Genomic DNA, 18,905 nt, shown 5'->3' with positions numbered 1-18,905 from the left:
ACATGGACGTCATCGGTTCGGCGCTCGACTACCTGCTCGGGATCCCCATCCTGGGGTTGGGCACGCAGATCGGCTTTATCTACAAGGCCCTGTTGCTGCTGGTGGCGCTGCTTGTATTCACCGCCTTCATCCTCCTGGCCGATCGCAAGGTGTGGGCGGCGGTGCAGATCCGTCGCGGCCCCAATGTGGTGGGCCCGTTCGGCCTGCTGCAGAGCTTTGCCGATCTCCTGAAGTTCGTCTTCAAGGAGCCGGTGATCCCGGCGGGGGCGGACAAGGTCGTCTTCCTGCTCGCCCCGCTCGTCACGGTGCTTCTCGCCCTTTCCGCCTGGGCGGTGATCCCCGTCGGCGCCGGGCTGGCGATGGCCGACATCAATGTGGGCATCCTCTATATCTTCGCGATCTCCTCGCTCGGCGTCTACGGCGTCATCATGGGTGGCTGGGCATCGAACTCGAAATACCCGTTCCTCGGCGCCCTGCGCTCGGCGGCGCAGATGGTTTCCTACGAAGTCTCGATCGGCTTCGTCATCGTCACCGTCCTGCTCTGCGTGGGCTCGCTGAACCTTTCGCATATCGTGATCGCGCAGCAGGAGATGGGTCTGGCCCATATGCTGGGCGTGCCGTGGCTGAGCGTGCTCAACTGGTTCTGGCTGCCGCTCTTCCCGATGTTCGTGATCTTCTTCATCTCGGCTCTTGCCGAGACGAACCGCCCGCCCTTCGATCTTCCGGAAGGCGAATCCGAGCTCGTGGCTGGCTTCATGGTCGAGTATTCGTCCACCCCCTACATGATGTTCATGCTGGGCGAGTATGTCTCGATCCTGCTCATGTGCGCCATGACGACGATCCTGTTCCTCGGGGGCTGGGCCGCGCCGATCGATCTGCCGCCCTTCACCTGGCTGCCGGGCATCTTCTGGTTTGTCCTCAAGGTTTCGCTTGTCTTCTTCATGTTCGCCATGGCCAAGGCCATGGTGCCCCGCTACCGCTATGATCAGCTGATGCGGATCGGCTGGAAGGTCTTCCTGCCGATCTCGCTGGTGATGATCATCGTGGTGGCCTTCGTCCTCAAGCTCACGGGCTGGGGCTGGCACGGAGGTATCGCCTGATGCGCGCGATACAGTTCATTGACGGCTTGCTGATGCGCGAGTTCGTCTCGACCTTCTTCCTTGCCATGCGGCAGTTCTTCAGCCCCAAGCCGACGGTGAACTATCCGTTCGAGAAGGGCCCCGTGAGCCCGCGTTTCCGCGGCGAGCACGCACTGCGGCGCTATCCCAATGGCGAAGAGCGCTGCATCGCCTGCAAGCTCTGCGAAGCGATCTGCCCGGCACAGGCCATCACCATCGAGGCCGGCCCGCGTCAGAACGACGGCACGCGCCGCACCGTGCGCTACGACATCGACATGGTGAAGTGCATCTATTGCGGCTTCTGCCAGGAGGCGTGCCCGGTGGATGCCATCGTGGAAGGTCCGAATTTCGAGTTCGCGACGGAAACCCGCGAGGAGCTCTATTTCTCCAAGGAGCGTCTCCTTGCCAATGGCGATCGGTGGGAGCGCGAGATCGCGCAGAACATCAGCCTCGACGCACCCTACCGGTGACCGCGATGACCCTGCCGCTGTTTTTCTTCTACGTCTTTTCCACCATCGCCGTCGCTTCGGCGCTGATGGTGATCTCGTCGCGCAACCCCGTGCACTCGGTGCTGTTCCTCATCCTGTGCTTCGTGAATTCGGCCGGCCTCTTCATGCTGGCCGGCGCCGAATTCCTCGCGCTCATCCTGATCGTCGTCTATGTCGGCGCCGTCGCGGTGCTCTTCCTCTTCGTCGTGATGATGCTCGATGTGGATTTCGCCGAGCTGCGCAAGGGCGTGCTGCAATACATGCCGATCGGCGCGCTGGTCGGCATCATCCTCTTGCTCGAACTGCTGCTGGTCGCCGGCACCTTCGTGGTAGCGCCCAACGCGGCGGCCTCGAGCGCCATGCCCATCGATGCGACGATCGACAATACCCGCGCCATCGGCCAGGTGCTCTATACCCGCTACGTCTATCTGTTCCAGGCGGCGGGCGCGGTGCTTCTGGTCGCCATGATCGGCGCGATCGTCCTGACGCTGCGGCACAAGCCGGGCGTCAAGCGGCAGGATGTGTTCAAGCAGGTGGCGCGCGGCCGCGATGGCGTCCGCACCGTCAAAGTGAAATCGGGGCAGGGGCTTTAAAATGCTTGCAGCATCGGGCATCGGGCTCGGTCATTACCTGACCGTGGCGGCCATCCTGTTCACGCTGGGCGTGTTCGGCATCTTTCTCAATCGCAAGAACGTCATCGTCATCCTGATGTCGGTCGAGCTGATCCTCCTGGCGGTCAACATCAACTTCGTCGCCTTTTCGGCCGAGCTGGGCGATCTGGCCGGGCAGATCTTCGCGCTCCTGATCCTCACGGTGGCTGCCGCCGAGGCGGCGATCGGCCTTGCGATCCTCGTGATCTTCTTCCGCAACCGCGGCTCGATTGCGGTCGACGACATCAATATGATGAAGGGCTGATCGGCGATGATCCAGGCAATCGTCTTCTTCCCGCTGATCGGGGCGCTGATCGCGGGGCTGCTTGGCCGCACCATCGGCCATCGCACGAGCGAGTTCATCACCACCGGCCTGCTGATCGTCTCGGCGGTGCTGAGCTGGATCGTCTTTGTCGGCTTCTGGTTCCCGGCCGAGGCCGCTGCCGAAGCCGAGGGCCATGCCACGGTCATGCGCGTCGAGGTGATGCGTTGGATCACCTCGGGCGAACTCGACCTGCGCTGGATCCTGCGCGTCGATACCCTCACAGCCATCATGCTGGTGGTGGTGACGACCGTCTCGAGCCTCGTGCACGTCTATTCGATCGGCTACATGCATGAGGATCCGCATCGCTCGCGGTTCTTCGCCTATCTCTCGCTCTTTACCTTCGCCATGCTGATGCTGGTGACGGCCGACAATTTCCTCCAGATGTTCTTCGGCTGGGAAGGCGTGGGCCTCGCGTCCTATCTGCTGATCGGGTTCTGGTACACGCGGCCTTCGGCCAATGCGGCCGCGATGAAGGCGTTCGTGGTCAACCGCGTCGGCGATTTCGGTTTCGCGCTGGGCATTTTCGGCGCGTTCCTAATCCTCGGGCATCTCGATTTCGACGGCGCGTTCCATGCGCTGCCCGACTATGCCGACACCACATTCCGGTTCCTGTCGTGGGACCTGCATGCGATGACGGTCATCTGCCTGCTGCTGTTCATGGGCGCCATGGGCAAGTCGGCACAGTTCCTGCTCCACACCTGGCTGCCGGACGCGATGGAGGGCCCGACGCCCGTCTCCGCGCTGATCCACGCCGCCACCATGGTGACGGCCGGCGTGTTCATGGTCGCCCGCCTGTCGCCGATGTTCGAGCTCTCGAGCGTCGCCATGACGGTGGTCCTGGTGATCGGCGCCATCACGGCCTTTTTCGCGGCAACGGTCGGGCTGGTGCAGAACGACATCAAGCGCGTCATCGCCTATTCCACCTGCTCGCAGCTGGGCTACATGTTTGTGGCGCTGGGGGCGGGGGCTTATTCCGCCGGTGTGTTTCACCTCTTTACCCACGCCTTCTTCAAGGCCCTGCTGTTCCTCGGCGCCGGCTCGGTGATCCACGCCATGCACCATGAGCAGGACATGCGGAACATGGGCGGCCTGCGCAAGAAGATCCCGATCACCTACTGGATGATGATCATCGGCACGCTGGCGTTGACCGGCGTCGGCATCCCTGGTCTCCCGCTCGGCTTTGCTGGTTTCTTCTCCAAGGATTCTATCATCGAGGCAGCCTACGCGCTCAATACCCAGGCCGGCCTTCTGGCCTTCTGGATGCTCGTGGTTGCGGCGCTGTTCACCAGCTTCTACAGCTGGCGACTGATCCACCTGACCTTCCACGGCAGCCCGCGCGACGCGCAGCATGCCGCGACTGGTCCGCATCCCGATCCGGCTCATGCCGCCGCCGAAACGCATCATGAGCCGATCGACGACGACAATGCCGACGATCATGGGCATGCCCATCACCATGGCAGTGCCTATGACAATGCCCATGAGAGCCCCAATGTCATGCTGGTGCCGCTCTATGTGCTGGCTGTCGGCGCGGTTCTGGCAGGCGTCGTCTTCTATGAGAGCTTCTTCGGCCATGCCGAGCATGTCGTTCACTTCTTCGCCGGGTCGCTCGTCGTCGATGGCGAGCTGATCGACGCGGCCCATCACGTACCGCTGTGGGTGAAGTGGAGCGCCACGTTTGCCATGATCATCGGCTTCGTGACCGCCTGGTACATGTACATCTATCGGCCGCAGGTGCCCGGGCGCATCGCCGCGTCCAATCCGGGGCTCTACAAGTTCCTGCTGAACAAGTGGTACTTCGACGAGCTCTATGACCGCATCTTCGTGCGGCCGACGCTTGCGGCGGGGCGGGCATTGTGGCGCTGGTTCGATGACTGGCTCATCGACCAAAGCCTCGTCGAAGGGCTCGGAGCGCGGGTCAAGGACGTCACCAACCGTGTCGTCCGCCTGCAGTCGGGCTATCTCTACCACTACGCCTTTGCGATGCTGATCGGCATTGCAGCGCTGTTGACCTGGGCCATCGCGGCCGGGGGCCTTCTGTGATGAACATCTCCGACGCGATCCTCTCGATCATCACCTTCCTGCCGCTCGCCGGCGCGGCTCTGCTGCTGTTCGTGCCGGCACGCGACGAGGCCGGCGCCAACACCGTGCGCTGGATCGCGCTGGTGGTGACCAGCATCACCTTCGTGCTGTCGCTGTGGCTCTGGGCGATGTTCGATCCGGCCAATCCCGGCTTCCAGTTCGTGGAAAACCATGAGTGGATCGGCAGCTCGATCGGCTACCGCATGGGTGTCGACGGGATCTCGGTCCTGTTCGTGGTGCTCACCGCGTTCCTGATGCCGGCCGTGGTCGTCTCGAGCTGGGGCGTCACCGAACGCGTGCGCGAGTACATGCTCGTGTTCCTCGTGCTCGAGACGCTGATGCTGGGTGTGTTCGCCACGCTCGATCTGGCCATGTTCTATGTCTTCTTCGAAGGCAGCCTCATTCCGATGTTCCTCATCATCGGCATCTGGGGCGGCAAGCGGCGCATCCAGGCGAGCTACAAGTTCTTCTTTTACACCTTCGTCGGCTCGGTACTGATGCTCCTGGGCATCATGTACATGTACTGGCAGGCCGGTACGCTCGACATCCGGGCGCTGCTCGCCTTCAGCTTCGCACCCGAAGCGCAGTTCTGGCTGTGGATCGCGTTCTTTGCGTCCTTTGCCGTCAAGATGCCGATGTGGCCCTTCCATCGCTGGCTGCCGGAAGCCCACGTCGAGGCGCCCACCGCCGGCTCGGTGATCCTTGCCGCCATCCTCCTCAAGCTCGGCGGTTATGGCTTCATCCGGTTCTCGCTGGCGATGTTCCCGGATGCCTCGCTCACCTTCCAGCCCTTCGTCTTCACGCTCTCGGTCGCCGCCATCATCATCACCTCGGTCATCGCGCTGGTGCAGACCGACATCAAGAAGCTGATCGCCTATTCGTCGGTGGCGCATATGGGCTTCGTCACCATGGGCATCTTCGCCGGCAACGTCATGGGCGTTCAGGGTGCGGTGTTCCAGATGCTCTCCCACGGCATCGTGTCGGCGGCGCTCTTCCTGTCGGTTGGCGTCATCTATGACCGCATGCACACCCGCGAGATCGCGGCCTATGGCGGGCTGGTCGAGCGCATGCCGCGCTATGCCTTCGTGTTCATGGTGTTCACCATGGCCAATGTCGGCCTGCCGGGCACGTCGGGTTTCGTCGGGGAATTCCTGACGATGATCGCCGTCTTCCAGGTCAACACCTGGGCTGCGTTCTTTGCGGCCTTCGGCGTCATCCTCTCGGCAGCCTATGCGCTCTGGCTCTATCGCCGCGTGATCTATGGCGCGCTGACCAAGGACTCCCTCAAGGGCATCCTCGATCTCGATCGTCGCGAGATTGCCGTGATGGTGCCGCTGGTGCTGCTCACCATCCTGTTCGGCTTCTATCCGGCGCCGATCCTCGATGCGACCGCGGCCTCTATCGACCTTCTGGTCACCAACTTCGCCAACGCCACGGGGGCCGTCGCGCCCGTCGCCGTGGCGGCGCACTAGGAGGCGCCGATGGAATCCGATCTCACGAGCTTTGCCGCGCTGGCGCCGGCCCTCCCCGAAGTCGTGCTCGCCATTGGTGCGCTGGTGCTGCTGCTCGCCGGGGTGCTGTTCAGCAAGGACCGCTATGAGGGCGTCGCCATTGCGGCCGTGGTGCTGCTCGTGGCCGTGCTCGGTCTCGTCGTCTTCCAGCCCAATGTCGGGCAGGTGTTCAATGGCGGGTTCATCGAGGATGCCTTCTCGCGCTACATGAAGGCGCTCGTGCTCGGTGCATCGGCGCTGGCGCTGGTGCTCTCGTTCAACAGCGCACGCGAGAACGGGCTCAACAAGTTCGAGTTCTCCATCCTCATCCTCCTCGCGACACTGGGCATGATGATGATGGTCTCGGCCAATGACCTGATGAGCGTCTATGTCGGGCTCGAGCTTCAGTCCTTGTCGCTCTACGTCATCGCCGCGATGCGTCGCGACAGTGCCAAGGCGACGGAAGCCGGCCTCAAATATTTCGTTCTGGGCGCCTTGTCGTCAGGCATGCTGCTTTATGGCGCCTCGCTGATCTACGGCTTCACGGGCCATACCCAGCTCGATCTCATCGTCGGCACCATTGCCGAGGGCGAGCGGTCGGTCGGCCTCATCTTCGGCATGGTTTTTCTGCTCGCCGGCGTCGCCTTCAAGATCTCGGCGGTCCCCTTCCATATGTGGACGCCCGACGTTTACGAAGGCGCTCCGACCCCCGTTACGGCCTTTTTTGCGGCAGCGCCCAAGGTGGCTGCAATGGCATTGCTGATCCGCCTCGTGACGGTCAGCTTCGGGCCGATCACCGGGGACTGGCAGCAGATCGTCATCTTCCTGTCGATCGCCTCGATGGTGCTCGCCGCCTTCGCCGCGATCGGGCAGAACAACCTCAAGCGCCTCATCGCCTACTCCTCGATCGGGCATGTGGGGTTCGCGCTGGTGGGCCTCTCTTCGGGCACCGAGACGGGCGTGGAAGGCGTCGCCATCTACATGGCGATCTATCTCACCATGACGGTCGGGCTCTTTGCCTGCATCCTCTCGCTTCGGACCGAGACCGGGCATGTCGAGACCATCACGGAACTGGCCGGACTGGCCCGCACCAGGCCCTTTGCGGCCGGCATCATGGCGGTGCTGATGTTCTCGCTCGTCGGCTTGCCGCCGCTGGCCGGCTTCTTTGCCAAATGGCACGTGTTCCTCGCGGCCATCGAAGCGCAGCTCTTCGTTCTGGCAGTGATCGGCATGCTGGCGAGCGCCGTATCGGCGTTCTACTATCTGCGTGTGGTCAAGACGATGTATTTCGACGAGCCGGTCATCCAGTTCGCTCCCGCTCCGCGTGAGCTTGCCATCGTCATGGGCGCGTCGGGCTTTCTCATCGTCACCTATTTCGCAACGGTCGGCCATTCGCTTACCAATCTGGCCCAGGCGGCCGCGGGAAGTCTGTTCTAGTGGCGGGTTTCTGGCTGGGGCCGCGCGCTGCGATGCGCGGCTACAGATTGTTCGGTTATGACAGCATAGGCTCGACCAGTTCAGAGGCCATGGCCAGTGCCCGCAGGGGCGATGCCGGGGACGTCTGGTTCGCTGCGCTTCAACAGACCGAGGGTCGGGGGCGGCGCGGCCGTGTGTGGGAGAGCCCGTCGGGCAATCTCGCCGCAAGCCTCCTGATCGTGCACGAGGGCGATGCCGCATCGGTCGCGACGCTGGGCTTTGTTGCCGGCATCGCTTTGCAGGAGGCGCTCTCCGGCAATCTGCCTGCCAGTGCGCTGCGTATCGGGGTCGACGGTGCCGATGGCTTGACAGGGCAGGGTCATGCCGCACGGCTGGCGCTCAAATGGCCGAACGATGTCATCGCTGACGGTGGCAAGCTCGCCGGCATCCTGCTCGAGGCGCAGGGCCTGCCGGACGGACGGATGGCGATCGTCATCGGCTTCGGCGTCAACATCGTGGCGGCGCCCACCGGGCTGCCTTACCCCGCCACCTGCCTTCACGCGCTTGGCACCCCGGTTTCGGCCGAGGCGGTGTTTGCCGCGCTGGCCGATGCCTGGGTCGATGCCTTCGAGCTATGGGCCGGTGGCCGTGGCGTTGCCGATGTGCTGGCGCGCTGGCGTCGCCACGCGGCGGGGCTGGGCAGCGAGGTTGCGATCAGCCATGATGGCCAGGTCGTGCGCGGTATTTTTGAGACGATAGACGAATTCGGCCGGTTGATCGTGCGCGATGGCGCACGCGGCACCATCGCCATAACGGCTGGCGATGTACATTTTGGAGCGACGGCCACTTCGGGCCGCACATAATCAGGATCGGCACCCCTATGGCTGCAACGACAAAAGACGAACTCGTGTTCGTCGCCCTGGGCGGCGTTGGCGAAATCGGCATGAACATGGGGGCCTATGGCTTTGGCCCGCCACGCCGCCGCAAATGGCTGGTGGTCGATTGCGGCGTCACCTTCGGCGGACCCGCCGAGCCGGGCATCGAGCTCATCATGGCTGATCCCAGCTTTCTCGAAGAGCGCGCCGACGATGTCGTGGGTCTCGTTCTAACCCACAGTCACGAAGACCATTACGGCGCGGTGCTCGATCTCTGGCCGGCCTTCGACAAGCCCGTGTTCTGCACGGCGTTCACTGCCGCTATGCTGGCCGCCAAGCGAGCCTCGGACCAGATCGTCGAAAACGTCAACGTAACGCTCATGCGTCCGGGCCGCGCTTTTTCCGTGGGTCCGTTCACGGTGGAGCCGATCGGGGTGGCGCATTCCATTCCCGAAAGCTGCGCCCTGCTGATTTCCACCCCGATCGGGCGCGTTCTGCACACCGGCGACTGGAAGCTCGATCCCGATCCCGTCGGCTCGCCGCCGACCGATGTTGCGCGCCTCAAGGCCATCGGCGAAACGGGCGAGCCCCTGGCGCTGATCTGCGATTCCACCAACGCCCTCAAGGAGGGCGAAAGCCCGAGCGAACACGAGGTCGGGGCCAATCTCGAACGGCTCATCGCCGAGGCGCCGCATCGCGTTGCGGTCACCACTTTTGCCTCGAATGTGGGGCGCATCATCTCGATCGCGCGCGCTGCGGCCAAGGCTGGGCGGCAGGTGGTGCTGTCGGGCCGGGCCATGCACCGTATCTCGGGCATCGCCCGCGAACTGGGCATGCTCGAAGACGTGCCGCCGCTGCTTGACCAGGACATGTTCGCGACCTTGCCGCGCAACAAGGTGGTGCTGATCTGCACCGGCAGCCAGGGCGAGGCGCGGGCCGCCGTCGCCCGCATCGCCCGCCAGGAGCACCCGGCGATCGATCTCAATGCCGGCGACCGGGTGATCTTTTCATCCTGGGCCATTCCCGGCAATGAGCGCGAAGTCATCGACATCCAGAATCTCTTCATCGATCGCGGCATTGAGGTGGTGACCCAGACCAATGCGCTGGTGCATGTCACGGGCCATCCCCGCCGCGAGGAACTGCGCCGGCTCTATGACTGGGTGAAGCCCAGCGTCCTCGTGCCGGTGCATGGCGAGGCGGTGCATCTCGAAGCGCATGCGAAACTGGCGCGGGAGCATGGCGTGCCCAATGTGGTGCATGCCCGCAATGGCGATCTGGTGCGACTCTTCCCGGAGGTTGCCCACTTCCCGGCGGAGGTGCCGACCGGCGAGCTCTATCTCGATGGCAATGTGCTCTGTACGCCCGACGAAAGCGGCGTTCGCGGCCGGCGCCGGCTTTCCTTTGGCGGCCATATCGTCGTCAGCCTTTGCGTCGATACGCGCGGTCATGTCGTAGCCGGCCCGCAGATCGTGGTCGAGGGCCTACCGCAGGTCGAGGATGACGAAGAGTCGCTATCGCAGCTGATTGAGAAGACGGTGGCAGGCACGCTAAAGAGTGTTCCGCCAAAGCGCCGCGCCGACACCGAAGTGCTGCAGACCGCGATCATGCGGTCGCTGCGCGGGGAGGTCGGGGCATTCTGGGGCCGCAAGCCCAACGTCACCGTTTTCGTCCACGGAGTGTAGTCATGCAGATCGGCAGCCTCATCGCGATCTATTTCGTGGTCTGGTGGCTGACGCTGTTCATGGTGCTGCCCTTTGGCGCGCGCAGCCAGGTCGACGCAGGGCAGGTGATCCGGGGCTCCGAGCCCGGGGCTCCCGCCGTGCTTAGGCTCTGGCCCAAGCTGCTGGTAACGAGCGTGCTCGCCGCCCTCATCATGGCGCTGCTGATGTGGGGGCTTTCGAACCCGCTGCTGCGCCAATACTGGAGCTGACGGCTGCCTCCTGAGCGGCCGTCGCCTTTCTGCGTCGATTTGCCTATTCCGATAGCACGGTGAAGGTTTGCTTGCTTTGGTGGCAGACCTTCTCGCATTTCAGAGGGCGAAATAAAAAAGCAGGACCCGAGGGCCCTGCTTGGTATGAGTTTCGCGACAATTACGCTGGTCTTACGCGCACCCTAGAGTGGCGGCCAACGCTCCTCCCTTGACGTTGTCGGCGTCGGGCAACTTGAAGTTGCCTATGTTTTATTGGCGCCGAACCTAACAACCCAAGCAGTCGCTGCCAAGCAGATTCTGCATGGCTGCCATGGGAATTTTACACAGGTTTGGTCAGTAGTCTTTACCGAATCGCGTGGCGCCCCGTGCCTGCGAAAGAGGTTCCGGTTTGGGTCCGCCGAGGCTATAGGGATGAGGCCCGATTCCGTCGCGTTCCCGAGGACGACATGCGCCTTTCCCGTTACTTCCTTCCCGTTCTCAAAGAGACGCCCAAGGAAGCCGAGATCATCTCGCACCAGTTGATGCTGCGCGCCGGCATGGTCCGCCAACAGGCGGCCGGCAGCTATTCCTGGCTGCCGCTCGGGTTGAAGGTGCTCAACAAGATCGTGCGGATCATCGAGGAGGAGCAGAACCGCTCGGGCGCCATTCAGCTGCTGATGCCGACGCTGCAATCGGCCGATCTCTGGCGCGAGAGCGGGCGCTACGATGCCTATGGCAAGGAGATGCTGCGCATCAAGGATCGGCATGAGCGCGACATGCTCTACGGGCCGACCAATGAGGAGATGATCACCGACATTTTCCGCGGTTTCGTGCGCTCGTACAAGGACTTGCCGCTCAATCTTTATCACGTGCAGTGGAAGTTCCGCGACGAGGTGCGTCCGCGTTTTGGCACCATGCGCAGCCGCGAATTCCTGATGAAGGACGCCTATTCCTTCGATCTCGACGAAGCCTCGGCGGTGAAGGCCTATTACCGCATGTTCGTGGCCTATCTGCGCACCTTCCATCGCATGGGGCTGACCGCCATTCCGATGCGTGCCGATACCGGGCCGATCGGCGGCAATCTCAGCCATGAGTTCATCATCCTGGCCGAGACTGGCGAAAGCGCCGTATTCTGCCATGCCGACCTGCTCGATAAGCCCATTCCGGCCATCGACACCGATTTCTGCGGCGATCTCGAGCCGATCTTCCAGGACTGGACCTCGCTCTACGCCGCCACCGAGGAAATGGTGGACATGCCGGCCTTTGAGGCTGATGTGCCCGAGCACAAGCGGCTTTCGGCGCGGGGCATCGAGGTCGGCCATATTTTCTACTTCGGCACCAAGTATTCCGAGCCCATGAAGGCGACCGTCACCGGTCCGGATGGGAAGGACGTCACCGTGCATATGGGGTCTTACGGCATCGGCCCGAGCCGGCTGGTGCCGGCCGTGATCGAGGCCAGCCATGACGAGGCCGGCATCGTCTGGCCGGTGAGTGTCGCGCCGTTCGAGGCCGTGGTCATCAACCTCAAGGTCGGCGATTCCGCATCCGATTCAGCCTGCGAGGAGCTTTATGCCCGCCTCGAAAGCGAGGGCATCGATGTGGCTTACGACGATCGCGACCAGGGTGCCGGCGGCAAGTTTGCCACCGCCGACCTCATCGGCATCCCCTATCAGCTGATCGTTGGCCCGCGCGGGCTCAAGGAGGGCATGGCTGAAATCAAGCACAGGAAATCGGGCGAGCGCGAGACGCTGCCCATCGGCGATGCCGTCAACCGCTTGAAGACGTTGATCATTCCGCAGCGGCGGGACGCCGTTTGAGCCAGGTCGTCGACGATAGTCGCGGCGGCGCCGGGCCGTTCTCGCGCTTCGAATTCCTCGTGGCGGGGCGCTATCTGCGGGCCCGCCGCAAGGATGCGTTCATTTCGGTGATCGCGGCGCTGACGCTGACGGGCATTGCCATTGGGGTCGCGACGCTGATCGTCGTGATGTCGGTGATGAACGGCTTTCGCGATGAGCTCTTGTCCAAGATATTGGGATTGAACGGACATTTTTCCGCCTATCCCCTCGAGGAGCGGTTGACCGACTACAAGGAGACGGTTGGCGCCATCGAAGGTGTGCCCGGCGTGCGCTTTGCGGTGCCCTTCGTGGAAGGGCAGGCCCTGGCGTCCGGGCTGACCGAATCCACCGGCGTCTCGGCGCGCGGCATCGAGTTCGCTTCGGTGCAAAAGCTTGATCTGCTTTATAAATCCGCCGTGATGGGCAGCTGGGACGGATGGGATGAGGGCAATGGCGTCGCCATCGGCTCGCGGCTCGCCAACCGGCTCGGCGTGTCGGCCGGGGATATCGTGACGCTGGTCAACCCCAATGGCACGTTGACGCCGTTCGGGCGGACGCCGCAGATCCGGTCCTATCCGGTCAGCGTCGTCTTCAATCTCGGCATGGTCGAGTTCGACAGTTTCTACCTCTATATGTCGATGCAGGCGGCGCAGGACTATTTCAAGGCCTATGACGACGTGCTCGTCGAGGGCGCCGAGCCGCCTGATGTTCTAGCGACGGACGAAGAAATCGACGCGGCCTATCAGCGTGTCTACCGCGCCAACGCCATCGAGATCTTCATCGACGATCCTGATGATATCGCCACGATGCGCACGCGCATTCAGTCGCAAGTCACTCGGCCGATGACGATGACGGACTGGCAGCAGCGCAACGAAACGTTCTTTTCTGCGCTCCAGGTCGAACGCGTCGTGATGTTCACGATATTGTCGATGATCATCCTCGTCGCTGCCTTCAACATCATTTCGTCTCTGGTGATGCTGGTGAAGGATAAGGGGCGCGACATCGCCGTCTTGCGCACCATGGGCGCGACGCGTGGCTCGATCATGCGGATTTTCTCGATGACCGGCACGGCGATCGGGGTCGCAGGCACGCTGATCGGCCTGGGGCTGGGCCTGCTGATTGCGGCAAATGCCGAGACGCTGCGGGCCTTTATCTCCAATACTCTCGGGGTCACGCTGTTCCCGCCGGAGGTGTTCTTCCTCTCGACGCTGCCCTCGAAGGTCAATGCCGGGGAGGTGGGACTCGTGGTGGCGCTGTCGCTCAGCCTTTCGTTCCTCGCGACACTTTATCCCGCTTGGCGGGCGGCGCAGTATGAGCCCGTGGAGGCGCTGCGCTATGAGTGATGCGCATCTGGTTCTCGAAGGGGTGAAGCACAGTTACGGCGAGGGGGACAAGGCCGTCCATGTGCTTGAGGACGCGTATCTTTCGGTCAAGAGCGGCGAGATCGTCGCCATCGTCGCGCCATCGGGTGCCGGCAAGTCGACGCTGCTGCATATCGGGGGATTGCTGGAGCGCCCGCAGGCGGGGGAAGTGACCATCTGCGGCACGCCGACGATGGGGCTGGGCGAACGTGGGCGCACGCTGATGCGGCGCGATACCATCGGCTATGTCTACCAGTTCCATAATCTTTTGCCCGAATTCAGCGCGCTCGAGAACGTGGCGATGCCACAATTGATCTCAGGCTACACGTCGAATTCTGCGCAAAACCGTGCGCAAACGCTGCTGGACATGCTGAATGTTGGTCCGCGCGCGTTGCACCGGCCGGCAGAGCTTTCCGGCGGCGAGCAACAGCGCGTCGCCATCGCCCGAGCGGCCGCGAATCACCCCCGCGTGATCCTCGCCGACGAGCCGACTGGCAATCTCGATCCCGAGACCAGCGACCTTGTGTTCAAGGCGCTCGCCGGGCTCATCCGCGAGGAGGGGGCCGCGGCGCTGATCGCGACCCACAACCATGATCTGGCGCGCAAGGCCGACCGGATCGTGACGCTTCGGCGTGGCCGCGTGGAACCCATCACCCTCTGATCTGCTGCGACGCAATGTGCCGCACGGTGGCCGCTGCTGGCGCTGCCTGTGCGTGCGCGCGCCGTCGATCTTAACCATCCGGGCAGTGGATAAGCCTGTGGATTGGCTGTGGAGTAGACAGGAACAAAAGAAGAATATAAGAACAAAACAGAAACAACGGAGATGCGGTCCATGCTGAACTTTTTCAAGGATTTCATGGCGTTCGTGGTTCTGAGCGGCTTCAGCGTCGGGGCACTGACCTGGATGGACATGGCCAGCCGGCTGGTGTGAATAAGTCCGGCCAATTGAAAAGCCGATCCTTATGGTTCATATGCCGCGGGAAACGGGGAGTATCGGCATGACGGCGCGGATCATCGACGGCAAGGCCTTTGCGGAAGATCTGAGGGGGCGGATCGCGGGCCACGTAAACCGCCTCAAGACGGACCATCAGCTGACCCCCGGCCTCGCCGTCGTGATCGTGGGGCATGACCCGGCCAGCCAGGTCTATGTGACCAACAAGGCGCGGCAGACCGCCGAGGTTGGCATGCACTCGGAAAAATACGAGCTGCCCGAGACCACCAGCGAAGCCGAGCTCCTGGGGCTGATCACCCGGCTCAATGCCGATCCGAAGATCCACGGCATTCTGGTGCAGCTGCCCCTGCCGGCCCAGATCGATCCGACCCGCGTGATCCTCGCCATCGCGCCGGAAAAAGATGTCGACTGCTTTACCCCCGGCAGCGTCGGGCGGCTGGCAATCGGGCTGCCGGGGCCGGTGTCGTGCACGCCTTTGGGGTGCCTCATGCTGTTGCGCAATGAATTCGAGAGCATGGCGGGGCTCGACGCGGTGGTGATCGGGCGCTCGAACCTCGTGGGCAAGCCGATGGCGCAGCTGCTGCTGCGCGAGAATTGCACCGTGACCATGGCGCATTCGCGCACCCGCGACCTGGCCGAGGTGGTGCGGCGGGCCGATATCGTCGTGGCCGCTGTGGGGCGAGCGAAGATGATTGCCGGCGAGTGGATCAAGCCGGGCGCGACCGTGATCGATGTGGGCATCAACCGCATCGATGCGCCCGAGAAGGGACCGGGCAAGACGCGGCTCGTGGGCGACGTCGATTTCGAGGGCGCCAAGGCGGTGGCCGGCGCGATCACGCCGGTGCCGGGCGGGGTGGGTCCGATGACCATCGCCTGCCTCCTCGCCAATACGGTGACGACGGCCTCGCTGATCAACGGCCTGACGCCGCCGCGCGACCTCACCGCCTGAGCCGTCTCGTTCAGGCCGGGTTCAGTGCCGGACTGCTCTCTGGCGTGAACAGCTGGATCGGGAGCGGCCGGCATGCCATGCCCGGCCCTGAACGGGAGGACTGACGATGCGAAGTGTGCTGCTTGGCCTTGCGCTGATCACGGCGATCGAGCCGGCTTTGGCCACCGAATGGATGTATTGCGGCGATGCCGCGAGCGAGGCCGAGATCGGCCTGCTGCTGCCCCATCATGCAAGCGTGGTGGCGCCCATCGCGGTCACGCTGCGCGCACCGGGTCCGCGGCAATGGACATCGGACCCTGCCTATGGCGATGGCGCCGGCGCGATGGTGGGGCAGGCCTTCGGCGATGCGGAAATGCTGCTCGTCGACGTGCTCGACGACAATTTCAACGCGCCCGTCGCATCGCTCCGCGTCTTCCGCGTGATGGAGGGCGAGGTCTTCGTGCAGGCCGGCACACTGGCGATCGATGGCCTGGGTGCCTGGGCGGTGAGCTGCGAAGGGCCATGAGGCCGATCGGGGTTCTGGCGGCGCTGCTCGCCCTCTGCGCGCCGGCGACGGCCGGGCAGGGGCTGATGTGCGAGGGGCAGGATCTGACCGTGCATATACCGCTCGCCGGTATTGCCGGTATCGTGCCGCTTGGTGCCGAGATCGAGGCTGAGGGCCGGCGCTGGTCGATGGACGGTCCGCCCGGCGCCGCGCTGCTGGTCGCGGGACAGAGTTACGGCACCGGCGATGCGATCCGCATCGATCTGCGCGATGATGATGGCGCGGAGGTGCGGGTCCGGCTGCGCCTCTTCAGTGTCGATGGTGGCGACGCGGTGGGCGGGGTTGTGGAGATCGTGGGTACCGGGGCCTGGGCGGTGGCGTGTTCGTTCGGGTAGGGGCGCGGTCTTGTCTGGACTTTGTGCGGTCGGCTCCACCCCCTCCCGGCCTCCCCCATTAAGGGGGAGGTGAAGAGGGGCCCGCGATGGGTTGGTGTTCGATGCGGTCGGAGCCCGACCATCGTGGCCAATCGGCCGCATTGGCGAGGGAAAGATTGACCGGATGGGCGGGGGGCGGCTAAGCCAGACCGACCCTTCAAAGCCCGGCCCTTCATGCGCGTTTCCGATTTCGATTTCGAGCTGCCCAATGACCTCATCGCGCTCCATCCGGCCGAGCCGCGTGACAGCGCGCGGCTGCTGCTGGTTGGCGAAAAGGGGCGGCTCGAAGACCGGCATGTGACCGATCTCGTCGAGATCCTGAGGCCCGGCGACGTGCTGGTGGTCAATGATACGCGGGTTCTGCCGGCCGAGCTTTCGGGCACGCGCATTCGCGGGGAGAACCGCTCGAGCGTCTCGTTCAACCTGCACAAGCGGGTGGATGCCAACACCTGGCGGGCTTTTGCCCGGCCGGCCAAGCGGCTGCATGTGCTCGATGCGCTCGAACTGGGCGGCGGCGAGGGGCAGGGCCAGCCGATGCGTGCCCGGGTGGCCGGCAAGGGCGATACCGGCGAGGTGACGCTGGAATTCGAACTCGGCGGAGCCGAACTCGACGAGGCGATCAAGGCGCATGGCGCCATGCCGCTGCCGCCCTATATCGGGGCCAAGCGCGGGGTGGAGCCGCGCGACAGCGTCGATTACCAGACCGTCTATGCGGCGGTTGATGGCGCGGTCGCGGCGCCAACGGCGGGCCTGCATTTCACCGAGGCGCTGCTGCAAAGGCTGGCCGACCGGGGCGTGGCACTCGAACGCGTGACGCTGCATGTGGGCGCGGGCACCTTCCTGCCCATGAAGGTGGAGGACCTCTCCGAGCATCGCATGCATGCCGAATGGGGCGAGCTGACTGCCGCCACCGCCGAGCGGCTCGAAGCGGCGCGGGCGGCGGGCGGACGGATCGTGGCGGTGGGCACCACCAGCCTGCGGCTGCTCGAAACGGCGGCACGGGCCACCGGCCGGATCGCACCCTTCATCGGGGAAACCGACATTTTCATCACCCCAGGCTTCCGCTTCCGCGCCGTGGACGTGCTGATGACCAATTTCCACCTGCCGCGCTCGACGCTCTTCATGCTGGTCTCGGCCTTTGCCGGCTATGACGAGATGCGCAAGGCCTATGCCCATGCGATCGCCTCTGGCTACCGGTTCTATTCCTATGGGGATGGTTCGCTGCTGTTCCGTGCGCCGGGGGATGAGGAATGAGGGGGGCGTTTGCGGCTGAGCCGATGATGGCGCGCGGTCTGCCCGGGAGAGGTTCCTGCGCTCGGCCCTCGTCCTTCGAGGCCTTGCTGTGCAGGGCACCTCAGGATGAGGGCTGCGAGGATATCTGCCCATGACCAGCCCCGTGACCTTTACCCTTGAGGCCACCGATGGCATGGCGCGGCGGGGGCGGATTGATACGCATCGCGGGGCGATCAATACGCCGGCCTTCATGCCGGTGGGTACGGCCGGCACGGTGAAGGGGCTTTATCCCGAGCAGGTGCGCGAGACCGGTGCTGACATCCTTTTGGGCAATACCTATCACCTGATGCTGCGGCCGGGCGCCGAGCGCGTGGCGCGGCTCGGGGGGCTGCATGAGTTCATGGACTGGGCGCGGCCGATCCTCACCGATTCGGGCGGGTTCCAGGTCATGTCGCTGGCCAAGCTCAGGAAGCTGACTGAAAAGGGCGTGACGTTCCGTTCCCATATCGATGGGTCGGCGCATGAGCTGACCCCGGAGCGGTCGATCGAGATCCAGAAGCTGCTCGACAGCGACATCATCATGCAGCTCGACGAATGCATCGCGCTGCCGGCGGAGCACCGCGAGATCGAGCGGGCGATGGAATTGTCGCTGCGCTGGGCGCAGCGCTCCAAGGATGCGTTTGCCGAGGCGCCGGGGCGGGCGCTGTTCGGCATCGTGCAGGGGGGCGATGACCCCGAGCTTCGGGCGCGCTCGGCGGCCGGGCTTCAGGACATCGGCTTTCACGGCTATTCGATCGGCGGGCTGGCGGTGGGCGAGCCGCAGGAGGTGATGTTCCGCGTGCTGTCGGACCTCACCCCGCTGATGCCGCAGGATCGGCCGCGCTACCTGATGGGCGTAGGCAAGCCCGACGACATTCTGGGTGGCATCGAGCGGGGCGTCGACATGTTCGATTGCGTGCACCCCACGCGCGCCGGGCGGCACGGGCACGCCTATACCCGGTTCGGGGTGATCAATCTCAAGAATGCCCGCCACAAGGACGATCACCGGCCGCTCGACGAGGCTTCGCCCAACCCCAATTGCCGGCGGTTTTCGCGCGCCTATCTCCATCACCTCGTCAAGGCCGAGGAAATGCTGGGCGCCATGCTGCTCAGCCAGATCAATCTGCATTACTATCAGGAGCTGACGGCCGGCGCGCGCACCGCCATTTCGGCAGGGCGCATGGCCGATTTCGCCGTCGAAACGCGGAACGGATGGGCGCGCGGGGATCTGCCGCCGCTCGCCTGACCGCGCTCGCTCAAGACCGAAC

The 18,905-nt window shown here is 64.1% G+C and carries 18 protein-coding genes; all 18 read left to right on the top strand.

Annotated elements, in window-relative coordinates; genetic code table 11:
• The first annotated feature begins 2 nt into the window (after window positions 1–2).
• The 18 genes from nuoH (at window position 3) to tgt (ending at window position 18,883) form a co-directional block, all read left to right on the top strand.
• Window positions 3–1,100: an NADH-quinone oxidoreductase subunit NuoH gene (nuoH, locus tag BT183_RS05805; protein WP_084603270.1), complete on the top strand. Its 1,098-nt coding sequence runs from the start codon at window positions 3–5 to the stop codon at window positions 1,098–1,100.
• Window positions 1,100–1,588 (top strand): NADH-quinone oxidoreductase subunit NuoI, encoded by a 489-nt coding sequence (nuoI, locus tag BT183_RS05800; protein ID WP_072339831.1) that lies wholly within the window; start codon window positions 1,100–1,102, stop codon window positions 1,586–1,588. Before nuoH ends, nuoI begins: the two co-directional genes overlap by 1 nt.
• 5 nt (window positions 1,589–1,593) lie before the next feature.
• Window positions 1,594–2,199: an NADH-quinone oxidoreductase subunit J gene (locus BT183_RS05795; protein ID WP_072339829.1), complete on the top strand. Its 606-nt coding sequence runs from the start codon at window positions 1,594–1,596 to the stop codon at window positions 2,197–2,199.
• Window position 2,200: 1 nt separating this feature from the next.
• Window positions 2,201–2,521 carry an NADH-quinone oxidoreductase subunit NuoK gene (gene nuoK, locus BT183_RS05790; protein ID WP_072339827.1) on the top strand — a complete coding sequence of 107 codons (321 nt, stop codon included), beginning with the start codon at window positions 2,201–2,203 and terminating at the stop codon, window positions 2,519–2,521.
• Window positions 2,522–2,527: 6 nt separating this feature from the next.
• Window positions 2,528–4,621, top strand: a complete 2,094-nt coding sequence (nuoL, locus tag BT183_RS05785; protein WP_072339825.1) for an NADH-quinone oxidoreductase subunit L — start codon at window positions 2,528–2,530, stop codon at window positions 4,619–4,621.
• On the top strand, window positions 4,621–6,132 hold the full coding sequence (locus tag BT183_RS05780; RefSeq protein WP_425290541.1) for an NADH-quinone oxidoreductase subunit M: 1,512 nt from the start codon (window positions 4,621–4,623) through the stop codon (window positions 6,130–6,132). Before nuoL ends, BT183_RS05780 begins: the two co-directional genes overlap by 1 nt.
• Window positions 6,133–6,141: 9 nt before the next feature.
• Complete coding sequence (nuoN, locus tag BT183_RS05775) at window positions 6,142–7,587, top strand: NADH-quinone oxidoreductase subunit NuoN (RefSeq protein WP_072339823.1); 1,446 nt, start codon at window positions 6,142–6,144, stop codon at window positions 7,585–7,587.
• 32 nt (window positions 7,588–7,619) lie between these two features.
• Window positions 7,620–8,429, top strand: coding sequence for a biotin--[acetyl-CoA-carboxylase] ligase (locus BT183_RS05770; RefSeq protein ID WP_072341600.1), 810 nt, complete (start codon window positions 7,620–7,622; stop codon window positions 8,427–8,429).
• A gap of 17 nt (window positions 8,430–8,446) precedes the next feature.
• Window positions 8,447–10,123, top strand: coding sequence for a ribonuclease J (locus BT183_RS05765; protein WP_072339821.1), 1,677 nt, complete (start codon window positions 8,447–8,449; stop codon window positions 10,121–10,123).
• A gap of 2 nt (window positions 10,124–10,125) precedes the next feature.
• Window positions 10,126–10,371 carry a DUF1467 family protein gene (locus tag BT183_RS05760; RefSeq protein ID WP_072339819.1) on the top strand — a complete coding sequence of 82 codons (246 nt, stop codon included), beginning with the start codon at window positions 10,126–10,128 and terminating at the stop codon, window positions 10,369–10,371.
• Between the two features lie 446 nt (window positions 10,372–10,817).
• A complete protein-coding gene (gene proS / locus BT183_RS05755) occupies window positions 10,818–12,167 on the top strand; it encodes a proline--tRNA ligase (RefSeq protein WP_072339816.1) in 1,350 nt (449 codons plus the stop codon).
• The gene (locus BT183_RS05750; protein WP_072339815.1) at window positions 12,164–13,528 is read left to right on the top strand and encodes an ABC transporter permease; all 1,365 of its coding nucleotides are present in this window, start codon (window positions 12,164–12,166) and stop codon (window positions 13,526–13,528) included. Before proS ends, BT183_RS05750 begins: the two co-directional genes overlap by 4 nt.
• Window positions 13,521–14,207, top strand: a complete 687-nt coding sequence (locus tag BT183_RS05745) for an ABC transporter ATP-binding protein (protein WP_072339814.1) — start codon at window positions 13,521–13,523, stop codon at window positions 14,205–14,207. The genes BT183_RS05750 and BT183_RS05745 overlap by 8 nt, the downstream gene beginning before the upstream one ends.
• Before the next feature lie 337 nt (window positions 14,208–14,544).
• A complete protein-coding gene (folD, locus tag BT183_RS05740; protein WP_072339813.1) occupies window positions 14,545–15,447 on the top strand; it encodes a bifunctional methylenetetrahydrofolate dehydrogenase/methenyltetrahydrofolate cyclohydrolase FolD in 903 nt (300 codons plus the stop codon).
• A 106-nt stretch (window positions 15,448–15,553) separates the two neighbouring features.
• Window positions 15,554–15,952, top strand: coding sequence for a hypothetical protein (locus BT183_RS05735; RefSeq protein ID WP_143145675.1), 399 nt, complete (start codon window positions 15,554–15,556; stop codon window positions 15,950–15,952).
• Window positions 15,949–16,326 carry a hypothetical protein gene (locus tag BT183_RS05730; RefSeq protein ID WP_072339811.1) on the top strand — a complete coding sequence of 126 codons (378 nt, stop codon included), beginning with the start codon at window positions 15,949–15,951 and terminating at the stop codon, window positions 16,324–16,326. Before BT183_RS05735 ends, BT183_RS05730 begins: the two co-directional genes overlap by 4 nt.
• Before the next feature lie 213 nt (window positions 16,327–16,539).
• Window positions 16,540–17,619, top strand: a complete 1,080-nt coding sequence (gene queA, locus BT183_RS05725; RefSeq protein WP_072339809.1) for a tRNA preQ1(34) S-adenosylmethionine ribosyltransferase-isomerase QueA — start codon at window positions 16,540–16,542, stop codon at window positions 17,617–17,619.
• Window positions 17,620–17,749: 130 nt separating this feature from the next.
• The gene (gene tgt / locus BT183_RS05720; RefSeq protein WP_072339807.1) at window positions 17,750–18,883 is read left to right on the top strand and encodes a tRNA guanosine(34) transglycosylase Tgt; all 1,134 of its coding nucleotides are present in this window, start codon (window positions 17,750–17,752) and stop codon (window positions 18,881–18,883) included.
• The last annotated feature ends 22 nt before the right edge of the window (window positions 18,884–18,905 follow it).

The organism is Devosia enhydra, from assembly GCF_900119845.1.
Lineage (GTDB): Bacteria > Pseudomonadota > Alphaproteobacteria > Rhizobiales > Devosiaceae > FPKU01.
This window is presented reverse-complemented; position numbering and strand designations above follow the sequence as displayed.